The sequence below is a fragment of the Acinetobacter sp. YH01018 genome, from assembly GCF_013420295.1.
Classification (GTDB): domain Bacteria; phylum Pseudomonadota; class Gammaproteobacteria; order Pseudomonadales; family Moraxellaceae; genus Acinetobacter.
Genome location: NZ_VOYL01000001.1, coordinates 112,444 through 130,089, shown reverse-complemented (window position 1 = coordinate 130,089; position 17,646 = coordinate 112,444). Strand labels below are relative to the sequence as shown.

12 protein-coding genes and 2 pseudogenes are annotated in these 17,646 nt (G+C 42.6%); 9 read left to right on the top strand and 5 right to left on the bottom strand.

What is annotated here, in order from left to right; genetic code table 11:
* Window positions 1–63: 63 nt before the first annotated feature.
* The gene (locus FTT83_RS00585; protein ID WP_180080280.1) at window positions 64–1,581 is read right to left on the bottom strand and encodes an acetyl-CoA C-acetyltransferase; all 1,518 of its coding nucleotides are present in this window, start codon (window positions 1,579–1,581) and stop codon (window positions 64–66) included.
* Window positions 1,582–1,821: 240 nt separating this feature from the next.
* Between FTT83_RS00585 and FTT83_RS00580 the strand changes: the two genes are divergently transcribed.
* The 5 genes and pseudogenes from FTT83_RS00580 to dnaX all read left to right on the top strand — a co-directional run bounded on the left by FTT83_RS00580 (window position 1,822) and on the right by dnaX (window position 8,334).
* Window positions 1,822–3,213 (top strand): 3-oxoacyl-ACP reductase, encoded by a 1,392-nt coding sequence (locus tag FTT83_RS00580; protein ID WP_180080276.1) that lies wholly within the window; start codon window positions 1,822–1,824, stop codon window positions 3,211–3,213.
* Between the two features lie 139 nt (window positions 3,214–3,352).
* Window positions 3,353–4,207, top strand: coding sequence for a MaoC/PaaZ C-terminal domain-containing protein (locus tag FTT83_RS00575; protein WP_180176125.1), 855 nt, complete (start codon window positions 3,353–3,355; stop codon window positions 4,205–4,207).
* A gap of 77 nt (window positions 4,208–4,284) precedes the next feature.
* The gene (locus tag FTT83_RS00570; protein ID WP_180176124.1) at window positions 4,285–5,550 is read left to right on the top strand and encodes a serine hydrolase; all 1,266 of its coding nucleotides are present in this window, start codon (window positions 4,285–4,287) and stop codon (window positions 5,548–5,550) included.
* Window positions 5,551–5,626: 76 nt separating this feature from the next.
* Window positions 5,627–6,076: pseudogene (locus FTT83_RS00565) on the top strand (copper resistance protein NlpE N-terminal domain-containing protein).
* Between the two features lie 134 nt (window positions 6,077–6,210).
* A complete protein-coding gene (gene dnaX / locus FTT83_RS00560) occupies window positions 6,211–8,334 on the top strand; it encodes a DNA polymerase III subunit gamma/tau (RefSeq protein ID WP_180176123.1) in 2,124 nt (707 codons plus the stop codon).
* A gap of 2 nt (window positions 8,335–8,336) precedes the next feature.
* Here dnaX and FTT83_RS00555 read toward each other — a convergent pair.
* A pseudogene (locus FTT83_RS00555) lies at window positions 8,337–8,775 on the bottom strand (acyl-CoA thioesterase).
* A gap of 159 nt (window positions 8,776–8,934) precedes the next feature.
* Window positions 8,935–10,095 carry an iron-containing alcohol dehydrogenase gene (locus FTT83_RS00550; RefSeq protein ID WP_180176122.1) on the bottom strand — a complete coding sequence of 387 codons (1,161 nt, stop codon included), beginning with the start codon at window positions 10,093–10,095 and terminating at the stop codon, window positions 8,935–8,937.
* Window positions 10,096–10,211: 116 nt separating this feature from the next.
* On the opposite strand from FTT83_RS00550, the gene FTT83_RS00545 reads away from it, so the two are divergent.
* The 4 genes from FTT83_RS00545 to FTT83_RS00530 are packed head-to-tail and all read left to right on the top strand — an operon-like array spanning window position 10,212 to window position 13,960.
* Window positions 10,212–10,736, top strand: a complete 525-nt coding sequence (locus FTT83_RS00545; protein ID WP_180176121.1) for a low molecular weight protein-tyrosine-phosphatase — start codon at window positions 10,212–10,214, stop codon at window positions 10,734–10,736.
* A 12-nt stretch (window positions 10,737–10,748) separates the two neighbouring features.
* Complete coding sequence (gene murB / locus FTT83_RS00540; RefSeq protein ID WP_180042974.1) at window positions 10,749–11,783, top strand: UDP-N-acetylmuramate dehydrogenase; 1,035 nt, start codon at window positions 10,749–10,751, stop codon at window positions 11,781–11,783.
* A 6-nt stretch (window positions 11,784–11,789) separates the two neighbouring features.
* Window positions 11,790–12,917, top strand: coding sequence for a YdcF family protein (locus tag FTT83_RS00535; protein ID WP_180176120.1), 1,128 nt, complete (start codon window positions 11,790–11,792; stop codon window positions 12,915–12,917).
* A complete protein-coding gene (locus FTT83_RS00530) occupies window positions 12,917–13,960 on the top strand; it encodes an alpha/beta hydrolase (protein WP_180176119.1) in 1,044 nt (347 codons plus the stop codon). Before FTT83_RS00535 ends, FTT83_RS00530 begins: the two co-directional genes overlap by 1 nt.
* 378 nt (window positions 13,961–14,338) lie before the next feature.
* Here the strand turns inward: FTT83_RS00530 and FTT83_RS00525 are convergent, their stop codons facing one another.
* Window positions 14,339–16,009 (bottom strand): FMN-binding glutamate synthase family protein, encoded by a 1,671-nt coding sequence (locus FTT83_RS00525; RefSeq protein WP_180176118.1) that lies wholly within the window; start codon window positions 16,007–16,009, stop codon window positions 14,339–14,341.
* Between the two features lie 533 nt (window positions 16,010–16,542).
* Window positions 16,543–17,544 carry a YafY family protein gene (locus FTT83_RS00520; RefSeq protein WP_180042977.1) on the bottom strand — a complete coding sequence of 334 codons (1,002 nt, stop codon included), beginning with the start codon at window positions 17,542–17,544 and terminating at the stop codon, window positions 16,543–16,545.
* Window positions 17,545–17,646 lie beyond the last annotated feature (102 nt).

Genomic DNA, 17,646 nt, shown 5'->3' with positions numbered 1-17,646 from the left:
AATAATAAGATGATAATAAAAAAGCCCCTCACTCGAGGAGCTTTCCTGAACCAAAGATTCAGATTATTTTTCAATAATTGCTGTTACACCTTGACCACCCGCAGCACAAATCGAGACTAAAACACGGCCTGAACCTTTTTGGTGAATCAGTTTTGCTGCGGTTGCGATAAGACGACCGCCAGTGGCTGCAAATGGGTGACCCGCTGCTAAAGATGAACCTTTAACGTTAAGCTTGGAACGGTCAATTGAACCCAGTGGAGCATCCAAGCCTAAACGTTCTTTACAGAATTTTGGGTCTTCCCATGCCTTAAGGGTAGAAAGAACCTGTGATGCAAATGCTTCATGAATTTCATAGTAGTCGAAATCTTGCAGGGTAAGACCGGCACGTTCGAGCATACGTGGAACGGCATAAGCAGGTGCCATCAACAAGCCTTCTTTTTTCTCAACAAAGTCAACTGCTGCAGTTTCCTGGAATGTTAAGTAAGCTAAAATTTCGTGACCATTGGCTTTAGCCCATTCCTCAGAAGCTAACAATACACAAGATGCACCATCAGTGAGTGGAGTTGAGTTGCCCGCAGTCATGGTACGTGCATCACCTTTACCAAAAGCCGGTTTAAGTTTTGCAAGTTTTTCTACAGAAGAATCTGCACGTAAGTTATTGTCACGTTCTAAACCGATGAATGGTGTGATCAGGTCATCGAAGAAGCCTTCTTCGTATGCAGCCGCCATTTTTTGGTGAGATGACGCTGCAAGTTCGTCCTGTGCTTCACGAGAAATACCCCATTCAAGTGCAGTAATCGCCTGATGGTCACCCATAGAAAGACCGGTACGTGGCTCACCGTTTTTAGGGGCATCCATCAAGTCTTTAACATTAATTTTGGTTAATGCTTTTAAACGGTCTTTCGCGGTTTTCGCAATGTTCAGTTCAAGCAATGCCTTACGTAAGCCATCACCGAAAGAAATTGGCGCATCAGAAGTCGTATCTACACCACCCGCAATACCGACTTCAATTTGACCCAGTGCAATTTTGTTGGCAATCTGGAATGCTGCTTGCAAGCCTGTACCACAGGCTTGCTGAATATCGTAAGCAGGTGTTTCTGGAGCAAGTTCAGTATTTAACACGCACTCACGGGTCATGTTAAAGTCACGGCTGTGTTTTAAAACTGCGCCGGCAACGACTTCGCCTAAACGTTGACCTTGTAAATTAAAACGCTCAATCAGACCATTTAATGCTGCAGTAAACATGTCGCTGTTAGAAGCAGTAAAGTAAGCACCGTTTGAACGGGCGAAAGGAATACGGTTACCACCGATAATTGCAACGCGGCGAACTGTGTTTTGGCTCATGGTGTTATCCTGTTGAACAGACGTTTGAGGTGTAGATTCGGGTGTTATTGTCGTTGAAGCTATAGTTTTACTACGTGCCGATGTGGAACGGGTACGGGGTGTTTTAGGCGCAGCATCTGCTGACGTGGCCGCCGGGCCAGAAGTTTTAGTTGTGCGCGCAGTACTTTTTGATGGTTTTGACACAGTTTCCGTAGCAGAATTATCGACTGCCGGATTTTCTTGAGTTGTTTTGCTCATCAGGCTTTTCCAAGCATTTTACAGTATTCTTGGCGTGTACATTAACATAATCTAAAAACAGCTGAATTGACTAAAATGACATTAGGCAAAGCATTCAGGTCAAGACATCTATAATTTAACTCAAGTATGATTCTATGGAAACTGATGGATGTATTGAAATATAAGTGCCTGACATCATATTGAAGTTAAAAAGATATTTTCAAAACCATCAAAAATTAATTTGTATGAGAGATAATAAACATGACTGATCAATACCAAACCTTTGCAAAATCTCCTATTGGTAAATTTGTCATCAAAAATTTAGGCTTGCCATCGCCAACTTTTTTAGAGCGTTTTGAGTCTGCGACACCTGTAGTGAAAGGGGCGGTGTTATTTGGTGCTGCATCATCAAGTACATTATCTGGTGCAATCGCACAGGTTCTGGCCAATATTCATGCCAATAGCTACGCAGGTAACAACTCCGAATTACAGCAAGCAGCTGCAAAAACAGGTTTAAATCTGGGCGCTTTTCACCCGGGCGATAAAGAGTCTAAATTTAAAGCAGTCATTTTTGATGCGTCTGGTATCCAAAACTCTGAACAGCTAAAAGAACTTTATAACTTCTTTAACCCGATTGCGCGTCAAATCCAGGCTTCAGGCCGTGTCATCGTTGTAGGGATTAGCCCTGAGACTGCAAAAACGCTAAAACAGGCCATTGCCCAACGTGCACTTGAAGGTTTTGTAAAATCAGTCGGTAAAGAGTTTAAGAAAGGTATAGCGGCAAATCTGATTTATGTTGATCAAGGTGCTGAAGCAAACCTTGAATCTACAGTGCGTTTTGCATTATCTCCGCGTTCTGCTTATGTTTCTGGTCAAGTTATTCGGGTTTCTAAAGCTGAAGTTGTCGATGTAGACTGGGCCAAACCTCTTGCTGGAAAAACTGCTGTAGTCACTGGTGCAAGCCGCGGGATTGGTGAGGCGATTGCCCATGTACTTTCACGTGATGGCGCACATGTCATTTGCCTGGACGTTCCCCAACAGCAGGCGGATCTGGACCGTGTTGCGGGTGCCATTGGCGGTTCAACTTTAGCAATTGACATCACGGCTGCGGATGCCGGTGAAAAAATTAAGGCTGCAGCAGCGGCGAAGGGCGGTCTTGATATCATCGTACATAATGCAGGAATTACCCGTGACAAAACTTTGGCCAATATGAAACCAGAGCTTTGGGATTTGGTGATCAACATTAACTTGTCTGCAATTGAGCGTGTCAATGATTACCTTATTGAAAATGCAGGGTTGAACAGCAACGGTCGTATTGTTTGCGTATCGTCAATTTCAGGTATTGCGGGTAATTTAGGGCAAACCAACTATGCTGCTTCTAAAGCGGGCGTGATTGGTGTGGTGAAATTTACGGCACCTATTTTGAAAAATGGCGTAACCATTAATGCCGTAGCACCGGGTTTCATTGAAACGCAAATGACAGCGGCAATTCCATTTGCGATTCGTGAAGCAGGTCGCCGTATGAACTCAATGAGTCAAGGCGGTCTACCGGTTGATGTTGCTGAAACAATTGCATTATTTGCATCTTCAGCGTCTACAGGTTTAAATGGTAACGTGGTTCGTGTGTGTGGTCAAAGCTTGTTAGGGGCTTAACACATTAAAGTCCTCTCCCTTGGGGAGAGGATTTAGGAGAGGGAGATAAGGGGATATATTATTAACCCTCTCTCTAGCTCTCTCCCAGAGGGAGAGAGAACTCCATTAAATAAATTAGAAAAACTTCCAAAGGTTCAGTATGAATACTCGCCATTTTAGTCAACTTCCAAAACCTTATTTAGCCTATCCGAAAGTGATTCAAGGCTTGATTTTTAAAAAGCCTAAAGGTGAACAAGTGCTGCCGCAAGTTGAATATGTGGTGGATTCATTCAAGGTCGATCAAAAGCATCTTAAAGCTTATAACGAAGTGTGCGGCTTCAAGAATAATGGTTATATTCCAGCCATTTATTTAGCGGTGCTATCGCAAAGCCTGCAAATGCATATGATGACGACTGAGACTTTCCCATTTGCAATTTTAGGTCTGGTACATATTCGCAACCAGATTAAACAAAACCGCAAAGTGGGTACTAATGAAGCATTAACATTGTCCTGCAAGTTTGGTGATGTACAACCTCATGATAAGGGCGTGCAGTTTGACTTTATGACCACGGCGAAAGTCGGCAATGACGTGGTGATGGAAGGGGTAACTACCTATTTAGCCCGTCAAAAAACCAGTGTTAAAGCTACTCCTAAACTGGTAGACAATAAAACGCCAGCCTATGAACTCAATGCCGAATGGAATGTATCTGAAAATACTGGTCGTCGTTATGCTTTAACGTCTGGTGACTTTAACCTGATTCATATCCATGCCATCACGGCAAAAGCATTCGGTTTTAAACAGGCGATTGCCCATGGTATGTGGAGCAAAGCGAAAGCACTGGCCAGCTTAACTTTGCCAGATGCCTACGAAGCTGATGTCTGGTTTAAGCTCCCGATGTATCTCCCTTCAAAAGTGGAGTTCTTGACTGCTCAGGAAGGACAATATACCGAGTTTGTCATCCGAAACGGTAAAAACAAAAAACCGCATGTCACGGGAAGTGTCAAAGCACTTTAAGACCAAAGCCTAAGTCACTGTCGATTTAGGCTTTTTTGTTTTAAGCTCATGGAAAACAGATTTCTAGGGATGGAAGGATGCAGCAACTAAAAGATTACCTTTTTGCCAATACGGCAAATTATCAAGGTCACGTCGATGAACGCTTTATCGACCTTGCCAGACAGTTCAGCCGGATGCAGGATGCACGGACAGAGTTAGGTGGCGCTGCTCTGGTGATTTATTTTCAGGGTCAAAAAGTTGTTGATATCTGGACAGGGAAAAAGTCTGAAACCGAAAGCTGGCAAGCAAATACCTTGTCGCTCTGCTATTCCACCGGGAAAGGGGTTTTATCTACCTTAGCGCATATTTTAGTCAGTGAAGGTTTTGTTGATTATGATATTCCAGTAGCAACTTACTGGCCTGAATTTGCCCAACAGGGTAAAGATCAAATTACCTTAAGGCATATGCTGAGTCATCAAAGCGGTTTATATGATATTCACAATCTTGTTGCTGATGCCTCGGAAATGGCGGATTGGCAGCATATGCTTGCTATTATAGCCCAGGCCAAACCACGTTTTGCAGTGATGACAGATGCAGCATATCAGCCCTTAACCTTTGGCTGGCAAGTCGGTGGCATTTTGGAAAAAGCCACAGGTAAAACACTGGCGGAACTGATGCAACAATATCTGGTTGCACCATTACAATTAGATGCTGCCTATTTTGGTGTACCTAAGGAAAAACTTGCTGAAGTTGCCAGGATTATTCCTCAACAAAAAGTTTCAAAAGATAAGCTTCAAAATTCCAAACCTAAAGTAAAACCTGCACAGGCACGCAAAGCATCTCCATTCGATAAATTATTGGAGTTATCCGGCCAAAAACCTCAAGACTTTCAGGATGCGATGATTCCAAAAGGAATGAAAAATTTCAGCTTTTTTAGTGATCAAGGTTTACAAGCTATAATTCCTGCGGCAACAGGTGTGTTTAGTGCCAATAGCCTAGCTCGAATTTATGCCATGCTTGCCAATGGCGGGGAGTGGCAAAGGCAGCAGTTGATAGGCACTGAAATCTTTAAACAGTTAAGCCAAATTCAGTACACCCGACGTGACCGGATTATGCCACTACCGATGCATTGGCGATTGGGTTATCACCGGATTTTAACTTTAGGCAAATCATCATCAGGGTTTGGGCATATGGGCTTTAATGGCTCTGGTGCATGGTGTGACCCGGAGCGTGGTTTAAGTTTTGCCTATACCCATAATTTTTCCACGGCTTCCATCACAGGCGATTACCGGCTGTGGGGCTTGACCCAGGAAACACTACGCTGCGCGGATCGTATCTTGGCAGGTCGTAAGGGTTGGTTTTAATGTGCAACATGTTGTTGAGGAAAATAACGGGAAAATATGCTACTTTGCCTGAGATTCTAGCTGCTGTTGATATTTCATGAAAAATGTCGTGTTAATTCCTTTGCTGGCAAGTACTGCATTATTGGGATGTCAGGATGCCAAGCAATCGAATACGCAAGGCAATGCATCTATAGAGTCGAAAAAGCAACTGGCAGCATGGGCAGGAGAATATGAGGGTACAACACCGTGCATGAGCTGTTTATCCCGTTGCGAAGATTGTCCAGGTATGGCTGTGACTTTGGCATTGTATGAAGATTAAACCTATACCTTAACCCGTGAAAGTTTAAGTGGTCATAGTGAAGTCGAAACCTTGAAAGGTAAGCTGCGTTTTATAGATGAATCAAAGCAAAGAATTGAGCTGATCAATGTGGCAACGCGTAATTTACTCTATGTAAATTTAGATGAAAAAGTTCTTGAAATTCGTGAAGATCAAAGCGGTAAAAGCTATCAGATGCAAAGTGATTTTCTTTTGGGAAAACTGAGCTAATTTTATTGAATGTATAAATAAAAATTTCGTCTTTGTTTCGGCAGAATACAAGATTTTTATTGTTCATACCTCCGCCATTTATTTCACTATTTTATAAAAAAACAGTATGCTTAGACCTGTAAAAAGGAGCATACATGTATCAAGTACTTGCACGAAAATACCGTCCACGTAATTTTAATGAATTGGTGGGGCAAAACCATGTGTCGCGCGCACTGACGAGTGCCTTGGAACGTGGTCGGTTGCATCATGCGTATTTGTTTACCGGGACTCGCGGAGTAGGTAAAACCACGATTGCCCGTATTTTGGCGAAATGTCTGAACTGCGAAACTGGCGTGACCTCAACGCCTTGTGAAGTGTGTGCAACCTGTAAAGCGGTGAATGAAGGCCGTTTTATCGATTTAATCGAGATTGATGCGGCTTCACGTACCAAAGTAGAAGATACACGTGAATTGTTAGATAATGTTCCCTATGCGCCTACGCAAGGTCGTTTCAAGGTTTACTTGATCGATGAAGTGCATATGCTTTCGACGCATTCCTTTAATGCCTTACTGAAAACATTAGAAGAACCACCTGAACATGTAAAATTCCTTTTTGCTACCACTGATCCACAAAAATTACCGATTACTGTTATTTCCCGTTGCTTGCAATTTACTTTGCGTCCACTAGCAGTCGATGAAATTACCGAACATCTCACCAGTATCTTAAACAAAGAAGAAATAAAAGCCGAACAGGATGCCATCTGGCAAATTGCTGAATCTGCCCAGGGGTCATTACGTGATGCCTTATCTTTAACCGATCAGGCCATTGCCTATGGTCAGGGCGCAATCCAGCATCAAGATGTCAAAGACATGCTGGGTCTGATTGACCGTACCATCATTTATGATTTGATCTTGGCCATTCATCAGAACCAGAAAGCCCGTGTCAGTGAATTGCTGATGCAATTTAGACAACAGGCGCTGGATGTGTCACTGGTTCTGGATCAATTGATTTCAACCCTGCATGAACTGGCATTACTGCAGTATTTGCCTGAGCTGAGCTTGAAATACAGTGCTGAAATCAATCAAAAGATTATGCAGTTGTCGCAACGCATTTCAGCACAAGATTTGCAATTGTATTATCAGGTGGCCTGTAAAGGCCGTGCTGACCTGCAACTGGCGGTGACGCAAGAGCAGGGCTTTGAAATGTGCGTATTGCGCTTATTGGCGTTCCGTCCATTACAGCCCAATGAAGTTCCGCTATCACAAGTACAACAAGTTGTTACACCGAGCGTTCAGCCTGTAGTACAACAGTCGATTCAACATGAGGTTCAGCAGCAAGCAGCTCAAAATATAATGGTAGAACAGGACACACCTGTTGAATCAGCAGCTGTATATGATGATTTTGATGATGCTCAGTATGATGATGACTCATTTAATGAAGTTACAGCTCAATCTGTTTCTGTAGATGAACCAAGTTCGGATGATTTCCTGGAGAAAGAAACTGTAGAAGCTGAAGTGCGATCTACTCCATCAGATTCTTCATTGCATCCAGCTCAAGTACAGTCGGAAAAAATTATCTTCGATCCATCGAGTGACGATGCTTTATTTGGCTTTGATGATGAGCCTGAAGCAATAAGTACTACAGCTGATGAAAGCAGCAGCGATGATTTTCTGTTTGATGAACTAGTACCATTAGCAGCCAATGAATTAACGCCTGTCAAAGCTCCAGCGGAAGTTCAGGCGCAAGCTCAGCAACCTGTAGAAGAAACCGCACAAGATTTATTATTTGATTTGGCAGCTGAACCGGCTGTTCCGGCACATCAAGAGGTACAAGGCAATCTGACCGATATTTCATCAAAACTGATGCCACAAGATATTTTAAGACTAAAGCCTCAAGTTCTTGAAGGCGAGTGGATGGTGGATAAGTGGGAGTATTGGTTCCGTAACAGTGATCTTTCACCGGCAGTCCAAGAATTGGCTCAGCATGGCGTGATGACGGGTCAAATCAATGGTGAATCGACTTTCCACATTCCAAAGCAATATGAAGCTTTGTTGACTCAGTTGCAGCATGCCTTGGAGCATGCCTTAAAAACTGAATGGTCGAGTACTCATTTTCAGGTTCATTATGCAGATGTAGAAACCACAACGCCGTATAGCATGCAAAGTGAGCGTAAAGAAAAAGCCTATGCACGTGCGGCAGAGTTACTGCATGCAGAACCTGCGGTCAAAGAGCTTCTGCAAAACTTTGAGGGTGAAATACAGAATATCCAGCTCAAATAAGCTTATTCATTCACACTGTACTGATAGAGAGTATCCCGCATTTTAATTGGAATCGGGGTGCTTTTTCGTGTCTGGCGGTCGACAAATACATGCACGAAATTGGCTTTGCGCTGAGGCCACATCATGGTCCTGTTTGAAAATGGCTAAATCATATTGCAGGGATGAATTGCCCAGTTTGGAAATTGTCACACCGACATCAATGATTTCAGGATAAGACAATTCCTGAAAAAAACTGCATGCCGAATCCACGACTAATCCAATCACGGGCGAATAGCGAATATCAAAGTCTGCCTTTTCAATCAGCAGGGAATTGGCAGCGGTATCAAAATAACTGTAATAAGTCACATTGTTGACGTGTCCATAAATATCATTATCCGACCAGCGGGTTTGAATCGGTAAAAAATATGAAAAATCGGCACGATGTTTAGGGATCTGTTTCATTGCTATAGTCACTTTAATGATTTCATTTTTTTCTGGAAAGCCTATGAAAATACAAGTTAAAAATAGCTCATCTCAATAAAACTGGATGACCTGTAATAACTGTAAAAGCAATTTAGATATTACTTAAATCTTTATTTTTATCAGCAGCATAAGTTTGATTTAAGCATAAATAGCTTGATAAATTTCCCGTGCGTCATGTTGGTTGAGATCACGCGGGTTATTTTGCAACAGCCGGGTTTGTAGCATCGCATCATTGGCCAGTTGTTCCAGCATATTTTCAGGCACATTCAAATCTTTCAACCTTAAAATCAGGCCGCTTTTGTCCAGATGATTCTGCATGTGGTCAATAAATAAATCACATAGACCGTCTGTACTGCCGTTGCTTTTCGGGTCAAGCCAGCACATCAGCTCGGCATAGTACTGTTTGGCATTCGGGGCGTTGAACTTTAACACTTCGGTCAACACCAGAGCATTGCTATGCCCATGTGAAATATGAAAATGTCCACCTAAGGGATAAGCCAGCGCATGAACTGCTGCCACTGGAGCATTGGCAAAGGCCTGTCCGGCGAGCATGGAGCCAACCAGCATATTTTGCCGTGCTTCTAAATTCTGCCCATCTGCCAGGACCAAACTTAGATTTTTATTGAGTAATCTTAACGCCTGTTTGGCTAACATGTCAGCATAGGGATTCTTTTTGATTTTTGAGGTATAGGCTTCAATCGCATGCACCATCGCATCAATACCGGTTGCCGCGGTAATATGTGCAGGTAAGTTTTGGGTAAAAGTCGCATCTAAAATGGCGACATCGGCAAATAAAACTGGAGCAACGATGCCGGTTTTGGTGGTTTCACCTGTAGTGACAATCGAGATGGGAGTGACTTCGGAACCTGTACCTGCCGTTGTAGGAACTAAAAACAGCGGCAATCTCGGTTGTTTGGCATTATTTACGCCATATAAATCCTGCAAATTTTGTTGTTGCTGCGGATGAGCCAGAACCGCAATCACTTTGGCAACATCCAGTGAACTGCCACCACCAAAACCCAAGATGATGTCTGCTTTTTCATTTTTGGCGAAGTTTACGGCGTCCAATACAATATGTTCAGGAGGATCGGCCTGAACGTTTGAATAAATTGCATAGGGCAGTCGAATGGTTTCTAAAATTTCAATAATCGGCATATGCAGTTGCTGCTGAATGATACCTGAATCGGTGACCAGCAGCAGTTTTTTATACGTCTGTTGTTGTAATAATGGCTTTAACTCATAGATCGAGCCCAGTCCTGAAATAATATTCGAGACGGTTTGAAATTGAAAATGGCTCATCTATTGCTTCCTTTTTGATATCAAATTCAAGATTATTGTTTTAGTGTTCTATAGGATTCATCCTGTAAATAACTTAACATAAGACACCTGAAAATAAAGCAGTAATTGAGGTTGTTATGTCATCCAAAACGCCCTATAAGGTGTTATGTGTATGTTTAGGAAATATTTGTCGCTCTCCTACGGCAGAAGTTGTTCTTAGACATTTTTGTGATAAACAGCAACTGAATATTATGATCAACTCTGCAGGAACCAGTAATTACCATCCCGGAAAAGCACCAGATGAGCGTAGCCAGAAACATGCCTTAAAACGGGGCTATGATTTATCATCGTTACGGGCGCGCCAGTTAAAAGCGCAAGATTTTCTTGAATTTGATCTTATTCTGGCGATGGATCATGAAAATTTATTCAATATTCAAATGCTTTTAAAACAGGCTCAAACCGCCTATGCGGCCCACCAGATTCGGGCAAAAATTGCATTGATGAGTGAATACGATCAAACTTATCCCAAACAGGCGTTGCCAGATCCTTATTATGGCGGAGCAAATGGGTTTGAGCGTGTACTCGATCAGTGTGAATCGAGCAGCTTGGCTTGGGTCAGCATTTTTAAACAGCAGTTCAAACAACAGATCGATGTGAAATAAAGGTTTAAGCACATGAATATTCAAACTCAAATTCAACTTAAGCCTTTTAATACCTTAAGTCTTGATGCAACCACATCGCATTACTGCAAAGTTCAGTCCACAGCTGAATTGGTGGATGCTTTAAATTATGCTAAGCAACAGCAGTTAAATGTTTTGATTCTGTCTGGTGGCAGCAACATGCTCTTGCCGGAAAAAATCCATGCGCTGGTGATTCATATGGACATTCAGGGCATTGAATATGTGATTGAAGATGATTACAGCAAAACCATTCGCGTGGGTGCAGGTCAGGTCTGGCATGATTTCGTACTCTGGACTACAGAAAATCATTTATATGGCCTGCAGAATCTGGCACTTATTCCAGGTTTGGTCGGTGCATCTCCGGTACAGAATATTGGTGCCTATGGAGTAGAAGCGGGTGAGTTCATCGAGTCGGTTCAAGTTTATGACCGTCAGCTGGAACAATTCAGCACCATTCTGGCTCAAGATTGTGATTTTTCCTATCGGCACAGTATTTTTAAAGATGACCCGAACCGTTTTGTGATTACTCATGTGACTTTTAAGTTGCTTAAGCAAGCCCATTTAATGTTGAATTATGGTGATCTCAAGCAGGCAGTAGGTGAAGAACAGACGGCTGAAAACCTGCAAAAACAAGTCATTCAGATTCGTCAAAGTAAATTGCCAAATCCAAAAGAATATCCGAATGTGGGAAGTTTTTTCAAAAATCCAATTATTTCAGAACAGCTTTTTGACCATTTGGCACAGACATTTCCGAATTTGCCCCATTATCCTCAAGCAAAAGGTGGGGTTAAAATTGCAGCAGGCTGGCTGATTGATCAATCAGGCTGGAAGGGTAAAAAACTGGGTGTGGTGGGTATGTTCCATAAGCAGGCTTTGGTGCTAGTCAATTATGATCAGGCCAATCTGGCGGATGTTCAGACCACGTACCATGCTGTACAACACGATGTGCAGCAAAAATTTGATATTTTGTTAGAACCGGAACCGGTCTTGTTTGATGAAACAGGCTTAATTCGTTCACATCTGGAATAAAAAATGATGGCGAAATCGCATTGGATGGTACGACTGGTACAAATAGCTTCAGTGCTATTTGTACTGTTCGGTTGTTTCATGGTTTTGCTTTATTCACCCTTTTATTCTGGTTGGGTGGTGAGTGCATTAAACAGTTTTGTGCCTGTAGAGGTGAATCAGGTCGCGGCAAAAAGCCAGCAAATGGCAGCTTTAAGTGAACATGAAAATCTGGAGCCGGGTTCTAAAGTCTGGATTGCCCGTCAAGCCTATCTAAAATTGATGGAAGAGGCGATACAAAGCCATAATTCACAGGATCTGGTATTGATTCAAGCGCGTTATAAAGCCTTGCAACAAACCATTGAAGATGCCCAGATCAAAGAAGAACAACAACAGGACAAACCGCAAGTTCCGCTGCTGGCAAAGCCGGTTGAAGCTGCATCTGAAGCAGAAGATCCCACCCAAACGGTCAAAGATTTGCTGGATTTAAACAGCAGCGAAAATAAAGCCTTAATGGAAAAATATCTGGATTTTCTGCGCACGCATGAAATAGAACCGGAAAAGGTGGCTGGAGAAGCGGTTGACGAAACAATCTATCAGGATATTGCCCTGATTCAGGAGCAAAATGAACAATCACAGTCACAAAGCTCTAAACCTTATGCAATTGTGGTCCTGGGTGGTGGGTTGACACTGGATAAAAATAGCAAGGATATTGTGGTAAACAAATATACCCGTCTGCGTTTAGAAAAAACCTTAGAAATAGAACGACAGTACCATTTACCGATTGTGCTGAGTGGTGTTGAAGCACCGTATATGCAGCGCTGGTTAAAAGCATATAATGTCGATGCGAAACTGCTGGAAGACCGCAGCATGAATACCTGTGAAAATTCGCGTTTTAGCTCATTGCTATTGCAAAAAAAAGGTGGAGCTCCACGGGTGATTCTGATTACCGACCGTTATCATATGCCGCGTACCCGTCGTTTATTTGCCTTGAATGGTATTGAAACTGTACCTGTGGAAGCACCTATGCCCACTCAATTGACCCACTGGCGTCCAAGTGAACAGAATTATGACCATAGCCGCCGTGCCAATTATGAAATGTTAGCCACTATTCGTGATATCTGGTTTGGTTCCAGTGATTGCCGAGAGGTACCTTAATGCCTGATATTCCATTTTTAAATCCTGCTATTTTAAAACAGCTGGATTTACCCGTTCCAAGTCGTGAAACCACACCTCAATTACTTGAAGCATTGAATCTGAACCAGCCTTATCAACCTTCACTCGAAATTCAGGCCTATCGCAAGTTATATGGTTTGCATTTGCTGGACTGTGAGCACTGGCAAGGCTATGTGCAAATGCCTTTGTTTAAATTGCATGTACAGGTATTTCAACCGAATCTGGGAAAAATTGCCTTACCGAAAATACGTGGCACGGTATTTTTACTGCACGGCTACCTGGAACATAGTGGGATTTACCAGCCGATTATTCGTGAATTGCTGGAACAGGGTTTTAGTGTCATTACCTATGATTTGCCCGGTCATGGCCTGAGTGACGGTTCGCCGGCAAATATCAAAAATTTTGATCATTACCAGCAGGTATTACATGCTGTTTATCACTACATTAAAAATGCCGAGCAATTACCGAAACCCTGGTTAGGAATCGGTCAGAGTACCGGTGGTGCCATCTGGATGCATCATTTGCTGGAATTTGCCCAGCGTCGTGAAAATCCCTATGTAGACCGTGTATTATTGCTTTCACCGCTGCTTCGACCAGCCAAGTCGGCGTGGTGGCATAATTCTGTTGGTCTGGGTATTATCCGACGGATTAAGCGTCAGGTACCACGGCATTTTAGGCGTAATAATCATAATCCTGAGTTTTTACGTTTTGTCCGTTTAAAAGATCCGTTACAGCCCCGTATGATGGGAATGGACTGGATTCTGGCCATGTCAAAATGGATGCAGGAAATGGAAGAGCGTCCTGCTTGCCGCATTCCCGTCTGGTTGGCACAGGGGGCACAGGACCAGACGGTCGACTGGCGCTATAATATTGAGTTTATTCGTCGCAAGTTCCGTTTACAGACCTTATTGATGCTGGAAGAAGGGTCACACCAGTTGATCAATGAACGTGCTGATATTCGTGCGGCCTTAACCGGTTTGATTCCTGCTTTTTTACATGCCCAAAGCTCATCTGGTTATTATTGATTTGCTTTACATGACTACCTGAAAGAGGCTCATGTGGCACCTGCTGTCCCACAGTTAAATTCCAGGTGTTTGATTCGTGAGTGTGGCAAGGATGCCACACGTTCCCCATCACGACAGGATGTCGTGTATGGGGAATAAAGACTTTTGCCTACTTTTGGTCTGTCAAAAGTAGGGTTCAGCCTACACAAAGTGACTTGAACTTTTAAAGAAAAGACAAGGCTGAGAAAAAATTAAATATAAATATCAAATATTTAAATATAGAATGTCATCATATTGATTTGGTGCTGAAAATAAAATTCAAATTATGGGACAGCACTGGCCCATGTAGCCTCTTTGTTGATTCTTTGAAATGCAATTCACTTTGAATTTGTGTCCCGATTAAAATCTTTCTGCATGGGCTAAGTTCCAGATGCGATAATAGAAGTTTTCATGATCTCCTGCTTTGCAGTTGAGTAATTCACCTTCTTTTAACCAGAAGTGCAACTGGGCATAATTCTTGATTTCCCGGTCATTAATGCGCTGGGCTAAATGATGTGGCTTGATATCCGCTGGATGTTTTAAGCCTGCGACTGCAATCATTTCGGATAAGGCACGCAGGGTATTTTTTTGAAAATTCAAAACACGAACTGCCTTGCTGGGAACATGCAGGGCTTTTTGCCGTTCCTGGTCTTGGGTGGTAACACCAACCGGGCATTGGTTGGTATGACAACTTTGTGCCTGAATACAGCCTACGGCAAACATAAAGCCACGTGCTGAATTGACCCAGTCTGCCCCAATTGCCATGGTACTAGCAATGTCAAATGCACTGATAATTTTGCCGCTTGCTCCTATCTTGATTCGATTTCTTAAACCTGCACCGACCAAGGTGTTATGGACAAACAGTAAACCTTCACGTAAAGGCGTACCCACGTGGTCAATCAGTTCAATCGGGGCGGCACCACTACCACCTTCAGAGCCATCTACCACAATAAAGTCTGGCACAATTTGAGTTTCAAGCATGGCTTTGACAATACTCATGAATTGCCAAGGCTGGCCAATACAGAGTTTAAAGCCCACCGGTTTACCGCTAGACAGTTCACGCAGTTGCTGTATAAAATGCATCATTTCAATCGGAGTGCTAAATGTAGAATGTTGTGCTGGGGATACGCAATCATGTTCCCGGCTCACTCCGCGTATCTGGGCAATTTCTTCTGAAATTTTGCTTTTGGGTAAAATTCCTCCATGACCCGGTTTTGCCCCTTGAGACAGCTTGATTTCTATCATCTTGATTTGCGGTAATCGTGCTTGCTTGGTAAATTTTTCCGGATCGAACTGACCCTCCAGAGTACGGCAGCCAAAGTAGGCACTACCCAGTTCCCACACGATATCCCCACCATTTTCCAGATGATAAGGGCTGATACTGCCTTCACCCGTATCATGGTAAAAATTGCCCATTTTCGCCCCCAGATTCAACGCCCGAATCGCATTGGCGCTCAGGCTGCCAAAACTCAGGGCGGAGATATTCATAATGGAGGCGCTATAGGGCTGTCGACATTGATGATTGCCGATTTGAATACGGAAGCTTTCAGGATCGGCAGGTTTGCATGGTGTAATGGAATGGGTAATAAAACGGTAATCTTGCTGATAGACATCAATCAGGGAGCCAAACGGTTTATCGGCATTTTTATTCTTGGCACGTTGATAAACCAGACTGCGTTGCATCCGTGAAAAAGGCAGGGCATCCTGATCGTCTTCAATAAAATATTGCCGGATTTCAGGACGAAACTCTTCAAAAATAAAGCGAAAATGTCCAATGATGGGATAATTTTTCAGGATTGAATGCTGATTTTGCAAGATATCATATACACCAACAAGGGTCAGGATTCCTGAAATCAGCCATAAAGAATTCAGAAAGGGATCGGAAAGAAAATAATGAATAGATTGAGGTTCATAGATAATTCTAAACCAGCTAATTGTTAAGGTAATAAAAATACAGCTAAACCAGACCGAGTATCGTGAGAAAAAAGTATTTAAAAGTCTATGTCTGACGGCTTGGGCTGGAACTGGCATTTTCATGTTTCCATCAAATGGTTCATAATATGAATTTGCCTATTTTATGTACACTGTACAAGTTCTGATTTGTAAAACCACTAAAAGGAGCTAAGAGTAAATCTCAGCTGTTAAGGTTGAGTATAGGCATTCTTGAATTGAATGAAAGTTGGACTGAACACTACATAAGAGTATATAAACACATGGAAATAGAAATTCAGAATAAATGCTTAATCAATAATCAGATTAACACTGCTGATCTTATGCTTTCACAAAGCGGAGAGTTTGAATTACATTGGTTTTATCTAAGCCACAGAGGTAATTTATATGACGATGAAATCCATTCGCTATAATAGTGGAGAACTGGCGTGCTAGTAGAGCACAATATGTTTTTCTCCATGTGTAAAATCCGTCACCATCAAGCTTTGTGTCGGGGTGAGAAAATAAAGCTTGATGTTCTATAAGCCTACCAGACAATACTAAAAATAGATCCAAGCAGAAATATTCTATAGTCCCAAAGATTGGGACTTTTTTTATTGTTTATTTCAGTGCTTTTATTCATCCCCGATTTGACGAACTGCATTGGAAACTTCAATCGGCTCGATGTGCTGAATCTTGTTGCCAAAACTCCTTAACCACCATGCCAGTTGTGAAGTGAAAGGCACGGTTGCAGTGACTTGGGCCAAACCATTCTCTAATTTTTCAATCACCTGGTCCGTGCTGAGCTGGCTTTCATCAAAGTAATGTGCATCTTCTTCTGTCATGGTCAGTTTTAATGTCACATTTTGGGTCGGTTTGTTATAGTCGACCCTAAAGCCTAAGGCACCGGATTCAATATAGGCATCAATATCAAAGTTAACCGGATGCATCGCGCGCGAATTTAGCACTACAGCCGATTTAAAACGATGCAGGGCAAAGGTCTGAATATCGGTTTTATCATGGCGGGTACAAATCAAATAAATAATCGCACCTTTTTGTACCAACGCTAAGGGATTTAAAATATAGGTTTTTTCTTCGCCAGAATGGCTGCGTCCCTGGTAAACACATTCCAGCTGTTTGTCTTGCAGCAAGCCTTCATAAATGGACTGTTGTGCCAGTTTGTCGACGACAGGGGGAATCAGCGGTTGAGTCGCCGGGACAATACGCACACGGTTAATCCATTGGCGTACATTGTTTTGGGTCGACAAGCTGCGACGTGCCAGATCAAACCATGGATTCATCTCTTCAATCAGGCTAGGCGGCAACAGGTGTTTTAAATGTTCTTCGACCATCATAAAGGTGACTGCTTGCGAGCTGGTCATATGCGGCAAACTTTGAATAGGCGCATCTGAACGCCAGCGCCAGCCTTGAGGCACGGTTTTACTGCTTTCAATCGGAAAACGTAGCGAGATTTGATTTAAATCACGTTGAATGGTACGCAGGCTGATATCAATGCCTTCACGCTGTAAAATTTCCTGTAATTCACGGGTGCCCATCCATTTCCCGGTAGAAAGACGAGATAAAATTTGCCACTGACGATACAGGCTATTTGACGTTTCTTTTTCTTGTGAAGACATAACTAAAATTAAAGAACCAGTAGAGTGTTTATATATCCATTAAATGATGAACACAATAAAAAAACTGAATTATTTTCGCAAGCATGGGTGTCTGTAACTCTG